The 14,342-nt window shown below is 35.9% G+C and carries 20 protein-coding genes; 9 read left to right on the forward strand and 11 right to left on the reverse strand.

What is annotated here, in order from left to right; translation table 11 throughout:
* Positions 1 to 4: 4 nt before the first annotated feature.
* On the reverse strand, positions 5 to 961 hold the full coding sequence (locus IJE64_RS05915; protein WP_292783390.1) for a malate dehydrogenase: 957 nt from the start codon (positions 959 to 961) through the stop codon (positions 5 to 7).
* A 164-nt stretch (positions 962 to 1,125) separates the two neighbouring features.
* Here IJE64_RS05915 and IJE64_RS05920 point away from each other — a divergent pair, with 164 nt between their 5' ends.
* A complete protein-coding gene (locus IJE64_RS05920) occupies positions 1,126 to 1,776 on the forward strand; it encodes a hypothetical protein (protein WP_292783391.1) in 651 nt (216 codons plus the stop codon).
* Here the strand turns inward: IJE64_RS05920 and IJE64_RS05925 are convergent.
* Entirely contained in the window at positions 1,773 to 2,195 is a 423-nt protein-coding gene (locus IJE64_RS05925; protein WP_292783392.1) for a zinc ribbon domain-containing protein, read from the reverse strand. The two genes, IJE64_RS05920 and IJE64_RS05925, sit on opposite strands and share 4 nt — an antisense overlap.
* Before the next feature lie 105 nt (positions 2,196 to 2,300).
* Between IJE64_RS05925 and IJE64_RS05930 the strand changes: the two genes are divergently transcribed.
* Entirely contained in the window at positions 2,301 to 3,095 is a 795-nt protein-coding gene (locus IJE64_RS05930) for an amidohydrolase family protein (RefSeq protein ID WP_292783394.1), read from the forward strand.
* A gap of 5 nt (positions 3,096 to 3,100) precedes the next feature.
* Here IJE64_RS05930 and IJE64_RS05935 read toward each other — a convergent pair whose 3' ends face one another.
* Genes IJE64_RS05935 through IJE64_RS05945 form a run of 3 tightly spaced genes read right to left on the reverse strand, consistent with a single transcriptional unit; the run spans position 3,101 to position 5,252 of the window.
* Positions 3,101 to 3,520 (reverse strand): NUDIX domain-containing protein, encoded by a 420-nt coding sequence (locus tag IJE64_RS05935; protein ID WP_292783395.1) that lies wholly within the window; start codon positions 3,518 to 3,520, stop codon positions 3,101 to 3,103.
* A gap of 39 nt (positions 3,521 to 3,559) precedes the next feature.
* On the reverse strand, positions 3,560 to 4,558 hold the full coding sequence (locus tag IJE64_RS05940) for a GGGtGRT protein (RefSeq protein WP_292783397.1): 999 nt from the start codon (positions 4,556 to 4,558) through the stop codon (positions 3,560 to 3,562).
* A 1-nt stretch (position 4,559) separates the two neighbouring features.
* Complete coding sequence (locus IJE64_RS05945) at positions 4,560 to 5,252, reverse strand: iron-sulfur cluster assembly scaffold protein (RefSeq protein ID WP_292783398.1); 693 nt, start codon at positions 5,250 to 5,252, stop codon at positions 4,560 to 4,562.
* 150 nt (positions 5,253 to 5,402) lie between these two features.
* Between IJE64_RS05945 and IJE64_RS05950 the strand changes: the two genes are divergently transcribed.
* Positions 5,403 to 5,699: a putative quinol monooxygenase gene (locus tag IJE64_RS05950; RefSeq protein WP_292783400.1), complete on the forward strand. Its 297-nt coding sequence runs from the start codon at positions 5,403 to 5,405 to the stop codon at positions 5,697 to 5,699.
* Positions 5,700 to 5,886: 187 nt separating this feature from the next.
* A complete protein-coding gene (locus IJE64_RS05955; RefSeq protein ID WP_292783401.1) occupies positions 5,887 to 6,669 on the forward strand; it encodes an NAD(+)/NADH kinase in 783 nt (260 codons plus the stop codon).
* On the opposite strand, the gene IJE64_RS05960 is transcribed toward IJE64_RS05955, so the two are convergent.
* Together IJE64_RS05960 and IJE64_RS05965 are read right to left on the reverse strand one after the other, a co-directional pair.
* A complete protein-coding gene (locus IJE64_RS05960; RefSeq protein ID WP_292783403.1) occupies positions 6,662 to 6,901 on the reverse strand; it encodes an ATP-binding protein in 240 nt (79 codons plus the stop codon). The genes IJE64_RS05955 and IJE64_RS05960 overlap by 8 nt on opposite strands.
* Before the next feature lie 39 nt (positions 6,902 to 6,940).
* Positions 6,941 to 7,483: a flavodoxin family protein gene (locus IJE64_RS05965; RefSeq protein ID WP_292783406.1), complete on the reverse strand. Its 543-nt coding sequence runs from the start codon at positions 7,481 to 7,483 to the stop codon at positions 6,941 to 6,943.
* Positions 7,484 to 7,561: 78 nt separating this feature from the next.
* Here IJE64_RS05965 and IJE64_RS05970 point away from each other — a divergent pair, with 78 nt between their 5' ends.
* Entirely contained in the window at positions 7,562 to 8,284 is a 723-nt protein-coding gene (locus tag IJE64_RS05970) for a PD-(D/E)XK nuclease family protein (RefSeq protein ID WP_292783409.1), read from the forward strand.
* A 16-nt stretch (positions 8,285 to 8,300) separates the two neighbouring features.
* On the opposite strand, the gene IJE64_RS05975 is transcribed toward IJE64_RS05970, so the two are convergent.
* The 4 genes from IJE64_RS05975 to IJE64_RS05990 all read right to left on the reverse strand — a co-directional run bounded on the left by IJE64_RS05975 (position 8,301) and on the right by IJE64_RS05990 (position 11,501).
* Positions 8,301 to 8,564: a hypothetical protein gene (locus IJE64_RS05975; protein WP_292783412.1), complete on the reverse strand. Its 264-nt coding sequence runs from the start codon at positions 8,562 to 8,564 to the stop codon at positions 8,301 to 8,303.
* A gap of 5 nt (positions 8,565 to 8,569) precedes the next feature.
* Positions 8,570 to 8,995, reverse strand: coding sequence for a class I SAM-dependent methyltransferase (locus tag IJE64_RS05980; protein ID WP_292783415.1), 426 nt, complete (start codon positions 8,993 to 8,995; stop codon positions 8,570 to 8,572).
* Positions 8,995 to 9,474: an isoprenylcysteine carboxylmethyltransferase family protein gene (locus tag IJE64_RS05985; protein WP_292783417.1), complete on the reverse strand. Its 480-nt coding sequence runs from the start codon at positions 9,472 to 9,474 to the stop codon at positions 8,995 to 8,997. Before IJE64_RS05985 ends, IJE64_RS05980 begins: the two co-directional genes overlap by 1 nt.
* 290 nt (positions 9,475 to 9,764) lie before the next feature.
* Positions 9,765 to 11,501, reverse strand: a complete 1,737-nt coding sequence (locus IJE64_RS05990; protein WP_292783420.1) for a Na+/H+ antiporter NhaC family protein — start codon at positions 11,499 to 11,501, stop codon at positions 9,765 to 9,767.
* Positions 11,502 to 11,769: 268 nt separating this feature from the next.
* On the opposite strand from IJE64_RS05990, the gene IJE64_RS05995 reads away from it, so the two are divergent.
* The 4 genes from IJE64_RS05995 to IJE64_RS06010 all read left to right on the forward strand — a co-directional run bounded on the left by IJE64_RS05995 (position 11,770) and on the right by IJE64_RS06010 (position 14,298).
* The gene (locus IJE64_RS05995) at positions 11,770 to 12,288 is read left to right on the forward strand and encodes a hypothetical protein (RefSeq protein WP_292783423.1); all 519 of its coding nucleotides are present in this window, start codon (positions 11,770 to 11,772) and stop codon (positions 12,286 to 12,288) included.
* 56 nt (positions 12,289 to 12,344) lie between these two features.
* Positions 12,345 to 13,295 carry a ketopantoate reductase family protein gene (locus IJE64_RS06000; protein ID WP_292783426.1) on the forward strand — a complete coding sequence of 317 codons (951 nt, stop codon included), beginning with the start codon at positions 12,345 to 12,347 and terminating at the stop codon, positions 13,293 to 13,295.
* Positions 13,296 to 13,496: 201 nt separating this feature from the next.
* Positions 13,497 to 13,982, forward strand: coding sequence for a hypothetical protein (locus IJE64_RS06005; protein WP_292783429.1), 486 nt, complete (start codon positions 13,497 to 13,499; stop codon positions 13,980 to 13,982).
* 40 nt (positions 13,983 to 14,022) lie between these two features.
* Positions 14,023 to 14,298, forward strand: a complete 276-nt coding sequence (locus IJE64_RS06010; protein ID WP_292783432.1) for a hypothetical protein — start codon at positions 14,023 to 14,025, stop codon at positions 14,296 to 14,298.
* Positions 14,299 to 14,342 lie beyond the last annotated feature (44 nt).

The raw sequence follows: 14,342 nt of genomic DNA on the forward strand, positions 1-14,342 counted from the left end.
CTGTTTACTCCTTATAGTTAAGACTTTCTAGAACTTCATCCGTGGTTTCTCTGACAACACCTGCAGCTTCCCTAAACTCCTGACGCTCAAAATCATTCATATGGATTGGAACAATCATCGCTACGCCCTTTTTGGATAAGACAACTGGAACACCCAAAGATACTCCATTTACATCAGCTATCTCACCATCCAGATAACATGAAACTGTCAAAATCTTATGTGTATCAGTAATTATTGTCGAGATAAGGTTCGAAATAGCAAAAGACGGTCCGTATTCCGTTGCTCCTTTTTTAGAGATTATGGTGTTTCCCGCATTCTTAAGCCGGTTTACAAGTCTCACCACATCTATTTCAACCTCTTTCATGAAATATTTTAAGGGAATACCACCAATTGTTGTTGAACTTAAAAGAGGGACCATATGATCTCCATGCTCCCCTACAACACGTGTGTGCACCTCTGAACTGTTGATTCCCAAGAATGCTGAAAAATAAGTCTTCAGTCTTAATGAATCCAAATGGTTGCCTATTCCAATAACTTTTCTTTTATCGAAACCTGAAGCCTTCAGAGCAACTGTTGTCATTACATCAACCGGATTTGTCGCCACCAATATAATCGAATCAGGTGCATGAACGGCTATCTCTTTTGCATACTTTTCCACGATTTTAGCATTCGGCAATGCCAAATCACGTCTGTTCATTCCCTCTTCACGTGGAGTTCCAGCCGTAATCAATACTATTGCTGAGTTTGTCAAGTCATTATAATCAGATGATGGAGTTAACTTGCAGTCAATATCTTCAGCGGCAAGCGCATCATACATGTCAAATGTCTCACCTCTAGCCTTTTCAACGCTTTCAGCCCTTGCAAACATTACAATCTCATCGACTGTATCTGCTCTTGCTAGAGTAAACGCAACATTTTTACCGATAATACCTGTTGAACCCATTATACTAACTTTAACCATAAGATTATATTAGTTTTTATTATAAAAATAACTTACTATATGAAAAAATGACTAAAAACAATAATTAAATATTTAACATTAATTAAACAAAAATAAGATTATATAAATTTTAATAAAAACTGTTAAATCAAAGATTAATAATGCCAATTGATTGAGTTGATTGCATGGCCAATGAAGAATTAAAAATGGAAACAAAATGCTTTGATGCTAATGAATATGGATACCTCTACGGATTGAATAAGAAAATACCCGATGAGGAGTTTGAAAAAGTAAAGCCCTACTTTAGAAAATTCAAAAGAATGGATTTTATTGAGGGAAACGTCCAGGTAACCGGAAGGCCTGAAGGATATAGGTGCCTTGAAAAAGACGTTTCCAAAGTGGAAGAGATTTTGGGAATTACAAATACATTGGAAAAAAGACAGAACAAAGTTAACGAAGCATTTGCCGATCCTATCAAAAAGGCAAATCTCAAAAACAAGTCCTATGAATGGCTTACAATGCTGTTTCAAAGAACAGGGACAAGACCAAAGCAGGATCTTTCAAGATTGGTTATCCATTCAACAAAGATATATGACCCACAGGACAGCTTTAAGAACGGGGCGAAAGACGGGGAGGGAGAGCTATTCATATATACTCCTCATGGAATGTGGTATGTGATAAATAATAGCGGCGAATATGCCGATTTGAGTTTGAATAATTTAAAGACAAAAGATGGCGGAGCAATTGGCTACAGGTTGATGTATGAGGACCTAATAGACAGGTTAATAAGAATCTATACTGAAGAAAATGAGTACACCGGTGAAAAACTATATTAATTTCTCTCTGACAGCCATCTGATGAACAACCCAATAGCAAAAGCGGGAAGGGCGAATATGGCTCCAAAAGCAACAGCTGCTAAAAATAATACCAATGCAGAATAACCTGCACCACCCATGGAAACGCCTACTGAAAACATCACGAAAAATATTATAATACTAATTACTTTCGTTTTTGCAACTGTCAGTTCACCTGTGAACTTGTTTCCTTTAAAAAACAATATTGCAACGATTGAATTGGTTTTAATAATTGGCGTTTTAATTTGCGGCGTGACTGGAGGGGATTGCTTTACTGTTGTTATATTTTTTTGAGGGGGTCGAGATACAGGATTTATATTTCCCTTAAATCTTAAGCCACAATTACGACAAAACAAAGCCTCATCAAGTGTTTTACAACCGCATTCAGGACAATATTTCATAGTTACATATTTGTGTCAATAATGATAAAAGTTTTCCGAAATTCATTAAATTTTTTATATTTGAAGATTATAAAGTATTTATGTACTAAAAGGTGGTTTAATTATATGCAAAAATTAATAAATGCACATTGTCACATATATCCGGAAAAGATTGCAGAAAAAGCTGTGCTTGGAATAAGGGATTTCTATGATTTGGACATGTCCCTGAACGGCAAATTAGATGATTTAATAAGAGACGGCAATAAGGTAGGCGTAACACATTACCTTGTACATTCAGTTGCCACAACCCCAAAGCAAGTGAAATCAATAAATGAATTCATTGCCGAAGCCGTAAACACCCATCCAGATATATTCACCGGTTTTGGAACACTGCATCCAGACAGTGAAGACATTCAAGGAGATCTTGATTACCTAATCGAATTGGGATTGAAAGGCGTTAAGCTGCATCCCGACTTTCAGCAGTTTGCAATGAATGAGGAGCGTGCATTTAAAATAGGGGAAGCTGTTAGTGAAGCTGATGTGCCAATGCAGGTTCACTGCGGTGATTTCAGATACAACTATTCAAATCCAAAACAGATTAAACCATTTTTAGATGAATTTCCAGACATAACCTTCATCGGAGCTCATTTTGCAGGATGGAGCATGTGGGAAGAGGCAACAGAAAAATTGGCAGGAACACCTAACCTTTACGTTGATTTGAGTTCTAGCCTATATGCGCTTACGCCAGAAACTGCACTGGACTTGATTCATGCCTACGGTGCCGACAGGGTATTGTGGGGAACAGATTATCCAATGTGGGAATCAGATAGTGAAATGGAATACTTCAATAAAATTGATTTAACAAAAAAAGAGAAATCTCAAATTTTTTATGATAATGCCGCTAAAATATTAAAAATTTAAAAAAATTATTGATTTAAAAAAGCTTCAACAGCAGGCGGTGTTAATAGACCTTTGGAAATCATCTCTTCAATTTCATCAAAGGAAAACCAGCCGTAATCATCATGCTCTTCACTGATTGTGACCTCATCTGATGTGCATGTTACCTTCATAATAAGTTGAATAGACTTTACATCTTCATTTGTTTTGCATGCAGTATAATCTCGTCTGACTACATTCAAAAGTGAATCCACATCTATATCAAGGCCTGTTTCCTCAAGGTATTCTCTTTTAAGAGCATTGTCAAAATATTCGCATTTTTTGACCTTTCCACCGGGAATTTCCCATCTGCCCGCATCGTGGGAAGATCTTGACCTTATTTTTAAAAGTAAATATTTGCCATTGAATTCGCAGATTCCACGAACAGCCAAACCCCACATTGTAGCCATGTTAATACACCAAAAAATAAGTAAAAAGGGAATTAATCCCTATTTCATAGCTTTTTCAACCGCTACAGCCACAGCAACTGAAGCTCCAACCATCGGGTTGTTTCCCATACCAATCAATCCCATCATTTCCACATGAGCTGGAACGGATGATGATCCTGCAAATTGGGCATCTGAATGCATTCTTCCCAATGTATCTGTCATACCATAGGAAGCCGGTCCTGCAGCCATGTTGTCAGGGTGCAATGTTCTTCCTGTTCCTCCGCCTGATGCAACTGAGAAGTATTTCTTGCCTTGCAGGATGCATTCTTTCTTATATGTTCCTGCCACAGGATGCTGGAAACGTGTAGGGTTAGTTGAATTACCGGTTATGGATACGTCAACACCTTCCAGATGCATGATTGCAACGCCTTCACGCACGTCATCAGCACCGTAACACCGTACCTTTGCCCTTTCACCGTCAGAATATGCCTTTTCCTTGACGACTTTAACTTCTCCTGTGAAGTAGTCAAATTCGGTTTCAACATGTGTGAATCCGTTGATTCTTGAGATGATTAATGCCGCATCCTTTCCAAGGCCATTCAAAATTACTCTTAGCGGTTTTTCCCTCACTTCATTTGCAGAGTTTGCAATTCCTATTGCTCCTTCAGCGGCCGCAAAGCTTTCATGACCTGCAAGAAATGCAAAACATTCGCTTTCATCACTTAAAAGCATTGATGCAAGGTTTCCATGTCCAAGACCTACCTTTCTATCATCTGCCACACTTCCTGGAATGCAAAATGCCTGAAGACCTTCGCCAATGGCTTTTGCCGCATCTGATGCTTTAGTGCATCCTTGTTTTATGGCTATCGCAGCTCCAAGGGTATATGCCCAGCATGCATTTTCAAAACAAATCGGCTGAACTCCCTTTACAATTTCAGCAGGGTCAAATCCTTTATCAAGACAGATTTGCTTTGCTTCTTCGAGGTCTTTAATATCATATTTTTCAAGTACTGGAGTGATTTGGTCTATCCTTCTTTCATAACTTTCAAATAAGCTCATTTTATTCACTCCTTGGATCTATTTTTTTAGCTGCATCATCGAATCTTCCGTATTGGCCTGTTGCCTTTTCGATGGCTTCAAGAGGGTCGGCACCATCTTTGATTAAGTCCAGCATTACTCCTAAGTTAATGTATTTGTATCCGATGATTTCATTGTCTTCATCAAGCCCTATTTCAGTGATGTATCCTTCTGTGAGTTCCAGGTATCTTGGACCCTTTTCTTTTGTAGAATAGATTGTTCCGACTTGGCTTCTGTGACCTTTCCCCAAATCTTCAAGTCCAGCGCCAATCTGAAGACCGCCCTCTGAAAAAGCGGATTGTGTTCTTCCGTAAACAATCTGTAAGAATAATTCGCGCATTGCAGTGTTGATTGCATCACAGACTAAATCTGTATTCAATGCTTCCAGGATTGTCTTTCCGACCAGAATCTCACCAGCCATTGCAGCTGAGTGGGTCATACCTGAACAACCCAGTGTCTCAATCAATGCCTCTTCAATAATACCCTCTTTAACATTCAATGTTAATTTGCAGCATCCTTGTTGCGGTGCGCACCAGCCTATACCATGGGTAAAACCGGAAATATCTCCAATTTGCTTTGCCTTTACCCATTTTCCCTCTTCAGGAATTGGAGCCGGGTCATGATTTGCACCTTTGCGAACAAGACACATATTTTCAATTTCTGTTGAATATATCATTGTTTTTCTCCAAAAGTTTTTGCTACTTTACTATATCTGTTTTTTAATTAAAGTATTTTTTTAAATATTACCTTACATTCAAAATTAAAATAGAATATCTTTAATAATATGAAATTAATAATATTTTTAAGAAATACTAGGTGAGTAGTTATGGATTTTGTTTTAGTTTTAGCAAAAGTTGAACCTAAAGAAGGTTGTCAGGACAGCATTATTGAAGTTGCAGACGATTTGATATATGAATCATTACTTGAAGAGGGCAACATTGATTATCAATTACTGAAACCTATTGAGGGAAATACATTAACATTTGTTGAAAAATGGGAGTCACCTGATGCTCTCAAAAAACATATGGCTTCACCACACTTTTTAAACTTCGGAGAAGAGAGTGATGAATTCATTGAGAATATGACTATTCAAGTTATAGGTGCCGACGAACTCGACCTATAATTCTATTTTTTTATTTTTTAATGTAGATTTCACGATTTAAGATTCTTGTTTTTCACTACTACTTATATAATTTTAAATATATGCTAAATTAAAATGTAGTACAATATATTTTCTATTAAAATTCTTAACTATTCCATTAATTATTTGGATAGAAAATATTTTATTAAATATTAGATAGATTACTATTATGAAAGCATACATCAATGCCGACGATGCAAGGAAACTTGCCCAAGATACAAAAGAAAAATTACTTGAAGCTTCAAAAGAACTTGAAATTGAAATTGCAGATAACACTAATGATGCAGACATCATAATCTCCATAGGAGGGGACGGCACATTTCTCAAATCTGCAAGATTATCATTGGGAAAACCTATATTGGGCATCAACACAGGAACATTGGGTTTTCTAACTGAAGTTTCGCCTGAAAACATCACAAAAGCGCTCAAAGACATTTCAGATGGAAATTATAAAATAGAAGAGAGAATGATGCTTGAAGGTGAAATCATCAAAACAAACGGCGAGACAATTGAAATACCTGAAAGCCTTAACGAAATAGCAATATCTAAAAATACTTTTGGCGTTGTTAGATTTGACGTGACAGTCAACGGAAAACTAATCAATTCATATACTGCAGACGGCATGCTGGTATGCACTCCAACAGGCTCAACCGCATACAACCTATCATGTGGCGGCCCAATAGTGGATCCCACCGCCCAAATCATCACATTGACTCCAATAGCTCCACATACAATACTTAACAGAAGCGTTATTCTATCTGACAATTCGACAGTCGATATTAAAATAACTGAACTGAGAGAAGATACATCATCTTATGTGTTATATGATGGCCTTCCAATAGAAGTATATAGTGGCGATAATGTACGGATTAAAAAATCAGATAACATTACAAAAATAATCAAATTAGAGGACCGAAGCTTCATCGACAATGTCCGCGAAAACATCAATTAACTGTAATGCAGTCATTAGGACAAATTGCCATGCATACCTTACAGCTTTTGCAGACTTGAGGGTCTCGAACTGTAGATACGTCATCCACAATAATTAGAACATTGTTAGGACATGCTATAGAACACTTTTCACATCCTCCGCAATCGTCAGTGTTGATGTCAATGTGAGAGTCTTCAACAACTTCCTGCTTTTTGTCCTTTTTGTCTCTTTTAAATAATGAACCCAATCCCATGAAAATCAATTCTTGAAAAAAAAAATAAGAGATTAAGGTTTAAAATTTTAAACCTAATTCGTAAGCTTCTTTTAGTTTATCTGGTTGTTCTTCAGCCACAATTCCTGCAGGACCTGCGCTGCCAGCATCAACATGGCCCAACACTTCATATCCCATGAATGTGAATGGTGAGAACTTTGTAAGTTCTATGTAACTTTCATAGGTTCCTTCAGGTTGGTTTTCTGTGAAAATCAATGCTGCCTTACCGGAAAGGCTCTTGTCAGGGTTTTGACCGATTGCATAGAATCTGTCAATGATCAGTTTGCCTTGTGCTGACATTTGACCGTAGTAAATAGGTGTTGCAAATATTACTCCATCTGCAGCAACGAGCTCGTCAATGATCTTGTTTCCATCATCCGCCCTTATGCATTCAGGGTTTTCAGCGCAGTGCATGCATGCCTTACATGGTGCAATTTCGCATTTTTCCAAGTAGAATTTTTCTACTTCACCACCGTTCTCCTCGATTCCCTTAATCATCTCATCCATCAATACATCACAGTTTCCGCCTTTTCTAGGACTTGCTTGAAGTGCTACAATTTTCATTTAACTACTCTCCAATCGTTTAGTTATATAATATTATTTTTAATTAATTATATAAATCTATTATACAAAAATAGTACTATGAAATTATCCAAATCAAAAGTAAACACTTATCTCAAATGCCCCCGTGAATTCAAATTTCAGTATATTGATGAAATTGAAGTGGAACCCAATAAGTACATGGCATTGGGAAGTGATGTCCATCTGATTGCCGAGAAATTCACAGACAAGTTTGAAGACGATTTAGATGATGTTGATATTCAAAATGAATTGATAAAAGTGGCTGGCGATTTGGATATAGGATATGGTCTTGAAGGCCATATTGACAATTTAGGATTGTTCTTTAAGGAAGTCTTTGTTGACAATGACTACAAACTGTTTTCTAATGAGGAATACTTAATTGACAAAAAACACCGCTTTTCAGGCATATGCGACATCATTCTTGAAGATGAAAATGGTTATTTGGTTGTAATTGACTATAAAACAAGTGATTCCAGTTCTTTTTCTAAATATCGTCTGGAGTTGTGCTACTATAAACTGCTTGTTGAAAACGTGTATCACAGGCCGGTTTCTCAAGTTGGCGTGTTCTTTACAAAAAATGGCCGTTTACGTTTGCTGGATGTTTCCAGTGAAGAGAACAAGCGCAAGTACCTAAGCCATTCGGAGATTGATGAAGCCATCGATACGATGCATGATGTTCGTGATAAAATAAATAGAAAAGAGTTTCCTCGCCAAAGACAATTTTTATGCAGGTATTGCACTTATAAACACCTTTGTGAAGATGAATTTTACTTTTTCAGATGACTATAATCGTTCTAAATTATTTTTGAGCAACAATTGTCGTCCATTCCAAGAACCTGTCAGAAAATGACGCTTTACTGTAATCATCATCCACTCTAGATTGGCTCCCGTCCATTTTTTTAATTATCTCCTGTTTGTTTTTACCGTCTCTTAAAAAGATTGTAATGTCTGAATAGTCATTGTTTTTGAGAAATCCCTTGATTTCATTATCTTTATACATTGTCATGTCTATGAAATGATTCCAAAATCTCATGATTAAATTATCTGATCCATTGGTTTCCATACCTATTAAAAATTTTCCTCCAGGTTTAAGGACTTTTTTACCTCACCAAAGCATTTTTCAATATCCGGCCAGAAATAGACTGTTTCAAATGCTGTTACAACATCAAATGTATTATCTTCAAACGGCAAATTGGCAACATTGCCCTCTAAAACTTCTACTTTTCCCTCTTCGATTTCCTGCTTGTTGACTTCACATGACAGCTTAACACTTTCAATGCTGTAATCAACTCCATAGACCTTTTTTGCTTTTTTGGCCATTCTGTTGATGTTCATTCCACCGCCGCAACCAATATCCAATATCACATCTTCATTGTTAATATCAAGATGTTTCAAACCCCATAGTGAAACTGGAGTGTGTTCCTTATTCATTGATTTCAATTGAATGTTGCCTAATTTTCCTTTTGGTTTTCGCATATTGTCAAAAAATCCCATCAAATCACCTTTGGAATGAACCTATTAACCTTTTTTGAATATATTATATATTCATCACCATATAGATCAATTAACCATTTCTCCTCTGTTTTTTTCATTACCAAAGATAAAAATGCCCAGAAAATCTCCGGCAATATAAGTAGGATGATATTTTGTGAAATTAATATCAATCCTACTGAAATATAGAGAAATGTTGCATATATTGGATGCCTTACATGAGCATATATTCCGGTTGTGACAAGTTCATTATTTTCAATTCTCTTATCTATTCTTGAGTTGAATATTGCCAATAACCAGAAAACAGCTCCAATAACAATCATTACTACTCCCAATGATATGAGAACCATATTTAATTCTTTTATAGTTATAACGGGTATTAAATGATAGTATGTCAATATTATGGAGGTTATTGTTGAAATCCCCATTATCAAAACCAAATATGGTCCAACACCAAAGAACGGCAAATGATTTTCATCCATGTTTATACTAAGATTCTCATCATATATAAAATTTAGGTATACCTAAATTTAATCGAATTAATTAAATCGAAAAAAGAATCGAAAACAATTCTAGAATTGATATTCATAAAAAATAGTTCCTTTTTAATAAATAAAATAAGAGAATTTCATAAAAAACTCCAAAAATCTGTTTAAATTTTAGTTAGTTTTCATTCCAGCCAATTTAAAAAGATTTGATATTAAAAAAAGGAAATAATTGAATGTAAAATAATTTTTACATCAGAAACTATAAAAAATAAAAAAGTTGAAGTTTATGAGGAGGCCTCATCAACTTCTTCAAAGTCAACCTTTTCACCCAGCAGCCGCAGACCGACAAACAATACTACAATACCGATTGGAATTGTAATGTACCATGCCACTCCTAAACCTGCAGGGATGTAACCTATAAATATTGTTACACATGCTACAAATATAGCATAGTAGATTTGTGTCTGAACGTGGTCAATGTGGTTACAGCTTGTTCCCATCGATGACAGGATTGTTGTATCCGAAATCGGTGAACAGTGATCCCCAAAAATAGCTCCGGTCAACACACCACTTGTACATACAATTGTAAAGTTCATGTCACCTGAACTGATTGACCATGCAAGAGGGATTGCAAGAGGCATTAATATACCCATTGTACCGTAGGATGTACCTGTTGCAAATGAAATGACTGCACCCAACAAGAAAATCAATGTAGGCACAATAAATGCAGGTATTGTGTCTGTTAAAACACTTACCAGATAATCTGCAGTTCCAACTTCACCTATAACAGTACCTAGAGACCATGCTAGAAGCAGGATTACACCAGTGATGACAATGGTTTTCATACCACCGACCCATTCGGTAATAGCTTCTTCGAGTTTGAGTATCTTTTGTCCAACGGCCATTACAATGGCAACGATGGATGCAAGAAGTGCTGCCTGGAATAAAGCTATGGATGCATCTGATTGGGACAACGCTTGGAAAATACCATCGAATGATAATGGTGAAGTTTGCATTAAAGTAATGAGAGCTTGGTCTTCTCCACCAAGGATGGTGGTGTATCCGCTCCAGTAAAATGCGATTAGCGCACCGATAATCAATGTTCCAATAGGGATGATTGCATTCCATACTGATAATTTAATTCCTTCCACTGGTTTGACTTCATCAAAACCAGGTGCTTCAGGTACAACGATTTCTTCGTCCTCTTTTCTAGCACGTGCTTTTTGTTCTGCCTTTTTCATTGGACCGAATTCGTATAATGTTAAAGCGGAAATCACAATGAAAATCAAAATGAAAATGTTGTAGAATCTGTAAGGAATTGTCTGTAAGAAGATACCGAATCCAGTTACATTTGTAACGCCAATTGACTCGAAACCAGCAGCAATTAAACTTATTTCCAAACCAATCCAGGTGGATATAATTGCAATACCAGCAACAGGAGCCGCAGTTGCGTCTACAACAAATGCTAATTTTTCTCTTGACACTTTGAGTTTGTCCATAACTGGCCTCATGATAGGACCGACAATTAAAGAGTTTGCGTAATCGTCAAAGAATACACATAATCCTAAAATCCAAGTAAATAGCTGAGCTTTTCTTGGAGTGTCAGCTCTTTTTGCAAATGCATCAGCAAGAGCCTTCGCTCCTCCCATCTTGGTTACCAATTGTATGATACCTCCAATAAGCAAACATTGAAGAATGATACCGGCATTCCAAGGATCAGCCATACATCCAATTATATGTGAACCCATTTGTAAAAAAGCATTGATAGCAGTGCTAATAATGTTCATGTCACTAACACATAGCATGAATTCCCCAACAAATACTCCGATGAACAGTGATACAACTGTTTCTTTTGTAATAAATGCTAGACCGATTGCCACGAGAGGTGGTAAAAGTGTCAGTATTCCAAATCTAACAGAATTATCTGCATCGGCTGGTGTTTGAGAAATCCATAAAGATAATATGAAAAGAGCTATTATTGAAATAGCTGCTATTAAACCAAATTTCACATTGTCATTCATTTATTATCACACCATTTTCCTAAAAAATTATAATTCATTAGTATAATTCTCTATTTCCTTTAACAATATTTTTATAAGTAATAATTTTATAATAAATATTATTAAAACCATAATTAATAGAATTATATTAATAATTTAGTTCTTTTTAATATAAATAGTATAATTATTTAATTTCGAAAAAACAGTTAATTTTAAGGTCCAAATCAATGAAAAAAAAATAATTATTAAATAGTTAAAATTCAATATTAATAAATAAGGTGAAAAGACAATGAAGAAACTTTATGCATTACTAGTATTTTTAATCATTTTATACATCGGCATCAATGTTGGTGCAAATAATATAAACCTGCTCGGCTCTCAAACTGCTGTGGATGATGCCGACAATGCTTCTGCGGGAAACACCAGCATTCCAACATTGGAAAACTTCACAAGCACTCAAGTCGATGCAAATACGACAAGTTACTTTGATGCAAATTACAACATGACCATTAATTTAACTCTGATTGACAATAGTCAGAACGTATCGGACATTGCAAATAAATTAATAGATTCCGAATCATACACATCAAATCAGGTCATCGATCAAAATGCTGTGACCGCTTACTTCCTATACCAGGAAGGCGTGGATACATACAATGCAGACATCTACTTCAACAAAAACGATCAGAACTATCTAATCAGCGGAAAAGGAATATCCTATGAGAACAGTGACTACTTCATCAATCACTGCAAACTCATAATCGATTCGATTGGCTCATCCCAAGATTCAGGTTTAAGCAGATGGTAGGATAATTTTTATTATCATTATTTTTTCTTTTTTTTAAAATTTATTGAGGTATTTAAATGAATATTTTAGTTATCGGTTCTGGAGCAGTTGGAATTGGTCTTGCAGCGTCAATGCTGAGTCAGGATGCAAACATATCAATTTATGCAAGGGGTGAAACCGCAAAAGCCATCAAGGAAAATGGCATCAAGAGAACTGGATTGTTTGCCCACTATTCCTTTGGAAGTGATGGGGTGAATGTATATGAAAATTACGAGGAAATACCTGAAAACACATTCGATTACGTGTTTATAACCTCAAAGACAACAGCAAATGACGACATATCAAGAAAGCTAAATGAATATAGGGACATCCTGAAAAACAAATTCAAGATAATCATATTCCAAAACGGATTTGGAAACGATGAGGCATATCTGCGATTTTTTGGCAAAGATGAGGTTTTCTCAGCGCGTGTAATCACAGGATTCACCCGCCCCGAAAGGCACATCAGCGAAGTGACAGTATACACAGAACCTATTCTAATAGGATCCCTTCAAAAGCAGGACCCAAGCGATTTGCAGACAATAGCAGACATGATCACATCATCAGGCATCAACTGTGAAATTACATATGAAATCGACAAATACCTCTGGGCAAAGATGCTTTACAACTGTGCACTCAATCCGCTAGGGGCAATACTTGATGTAAATTACGGGAAGCTTACCGAAAACGAATACTCAAAGGAAATAATGGACAGCATCATAGAGGAAATATTCAACGTGATTGACGCAAGCGAATATGAAACCCTTTGGAGCTCATCAGATGAATATAAAGACATATTCTACTCAAAGCTCGTTCCTGACACCTATGAACACTACTCCTCAACCCACCAAGACATTCAAAGAAAAATAAGAACAGAGATTGACTCTCTAAATGGCAAGGTAATTGAACTGGGCGAGATAAATAATGTTGATGTGAGCACAAATAAAATTATCTACAACCTAATAAAATCTATTGAAAGTGATTTTTAATTACTGAATGGATACTAAAACTTTATATATGTGGAAATTTAAAATAGTATTGTTCATATTGTTATATACTATTTTTTTATAATATGAACAATGGTGATGGTTGAAATGAGCATTCGTTTGTATTCCTTTAGTGGTGTTTAGGAAGAGAATGTTCATTTGTTTTTAAAAAACTTATTTTTACAATTTAATTTCAGTGATATCATGAGCGAATTAAAGCAATTAATTGAAAAATTCATAGAACTTGACGATGGCTTAAATGAAAAAGCGGAACAATTGGACGAGTCCGAAGAGGCTTTCCAAAAATTTGAAGAGGAACATATCGAACAGATAAACGAATTGAACGAGACATATCATGAAATCGAGCATATGGTATTTCATGAGGAGTTCATAATAGTTTCAAACAACTCAGCTGATGAAAAGGAAGTCGTTGCTTTAATAATAAGTGATGAAGATGATGAGGAAGAGGAATTTGTTATTCCGGTTTTCACTGATGAGGAAGAGGCCAACATTGCAATAGAAGAGTTCAAACAACAGTTTGGCGATATCGAATTTACTTGTGATAAAAAGGCAGGCAATGAAATAGTTGCAGATCATCACGATGATGAAGATTTCATCGGCCTTGCCATCAATGCGCCCCAATGGGATTTCGTGATTGCAACCGAAGATGTGCACGATTGCAGCGGGTAGACATGGACCCTACCATTATTAACCAGAATCAGGTGTTTTGATGAAGTTTATCTGTCCGACAATCGGTGAAGATGACGAAAGGGACTTTCTTGTAACTGGCAATCTTGAAGATTTTAGGATTATTGTTTTTTCTGACATTGATGAATTTAAAAGTGGCATTGACTACCTTGAAGTTGTTGGATATCAACCGACCGAAGTATCAATCAAGCTATTTAAAGAATTATCTAAAAACGATGATGAATTTAAGGGGATAAGATTGAATCCCCACAATGAAAATCTATTCATTTCTAAAAAAGAGATATTGGACAAATTTTAGCTAAACTCTTTTTTGAATTCCTTAAAATTTATATTGCATTAATT

This window comes from Methanobrevibacter sp. (assembly GCF_017409525.1).
Classification (GTDB): Archaea; Methanobacteriota; Methanobacteria; order Methanobacteriales; family Methanobacteriaceae; genus Methanocatella.

Coding starts and splice junctions, on each gene's coding strand:
- IJE64_RS05915 (WP_292783390.1), bottom strand. CDS start 961: ATGGTTAAAGTTAGTATAATGGGTTCAACAGGTATTATCGGTAAAAAT.
- IJE64_RS05920 (WP_292783391.1), top strand. CDS start 1,126: ATGGCCAATGAAGAATTAAAAATGGAAACAAAATGCTTTGATGCTAAT.
- IJE64_RS05925 (WP_292783392.1), bottom strand. CDS start 2,195: ATGAAATATTGTCCTGAATGCGGTTGTAAAACACTTGATGAGGCTTTG.
- IJE64_RS05930 (WP_292783394.1), top strand. CDS start 2,301: ATGCAAAAATTAATAAATGCACATTGTCACATATATCCGGAAAAGATT.
- IJE64_RS05935 (WP_292783395.1), bottom strand. CDS start 3,520: ATGGCTACAATGTGGGGTTTGGCTGTTCGTGGAATCTGCGAATTCAAT.
- IJE64_RS05940 (WP_292783397.1), bottom strand. CDS start 4,558: ATGAGCTTATTTGAAAGTTATGAAAGAAGGATAGACCAAATCACTCCA.
- IJE64_RS05945 (WP_292783398.1), bottom strand. CDS start 5,252: ATGATATATTCAACAGAAATTGAAAATATGTGTCTTGTTCGCAAAGGT.
- IJE64_RS05950 (WP_292783400.1), top strand. CDS start 5,403: ATGGATTTTGTTTTAGTTTTAGCAAAAGTTGAACCTAAAGAAGGTTGT.
- IJE64_RS05955 (WP_292783401.1), top strand. CDS start 5,887: ATGAAAGCATACATCAATGCCGACGATGCAAGGAAACTTGCCCAAGAT.
- IJE64_RS05960 (WP_292783403.1), bottom strand. CDS start 6,901: ATGGGATTGGGTTCATTATTTAAAAGAGACAAAAAGGACAAAAAGCAG.
- IJE64_RS05965 (WP_292783406.1), bottom strand. CDS start 7,483: ATGAAAATTGTAGCACTTCAAGCAAGTCCTAGAAAAGGCGGAAACTGT.
- IJE64_RS05970 (WP_292783409.1), top strand. CDS start 7,562: ATGAAATTATCCAAATCAAAAGTAAACACTTATCTCAAATGCCCCCGT.
- IJE64_RS05975 (WP_292783412.1), bottom strand. CDS start 8,564: ATGGAAACCAATGGATCAGATAATTTAATCATGAGATTTTGGAATCAT.
- IJE64_RS05980 (WP_292783415.1), bottom strand. CDS start 8,995: ATGGGATTTTTTGACAATATGCGAAAACCAAAAGGAAAATTAGGCAAC.
- IJE64_RS05985 (WP_292783417.1), bottom strand. CDS start 9,474: ATGGATGAAAATCATTTGCCGTTCTTTGGTGTTGGACCATATTTGGTT.
- IJE64_RS05990 (WP_292783420.1), bottom strand. CDS start 11,501: ATGAATGACAATGTGAAATTTGGTTTAATAGCAGCTATTTCAATAATA.
- IJE64_RS05995 (WP_292783423.1), top strand. CDS start 11,770: ATGAAGAAACTTTATGCATTACTAGTATTTTTAATCATTTTATACATC.
- IJE64_RS06000 (WP_292783426.1), top strand. CDS start 12,345: ATGAATATTTTAGTTATCGGTTCTGGAGCAGTTGGAATTGGTCTTGCA.
- IJE64_RS06005 (WP_292783429.1), top strand. CDS start 13,497: ATGAGCGAATTAAAGCAATTAATTGAAAAATTCATAGAACTTGACGAT.
- IJE64_RS06010 (WP_292783432.1), top strand. CDS start 14,023: ATGAAGTTTATCTGTCCGACAATCGGTGAAGATGACGAAAGGGACTTT.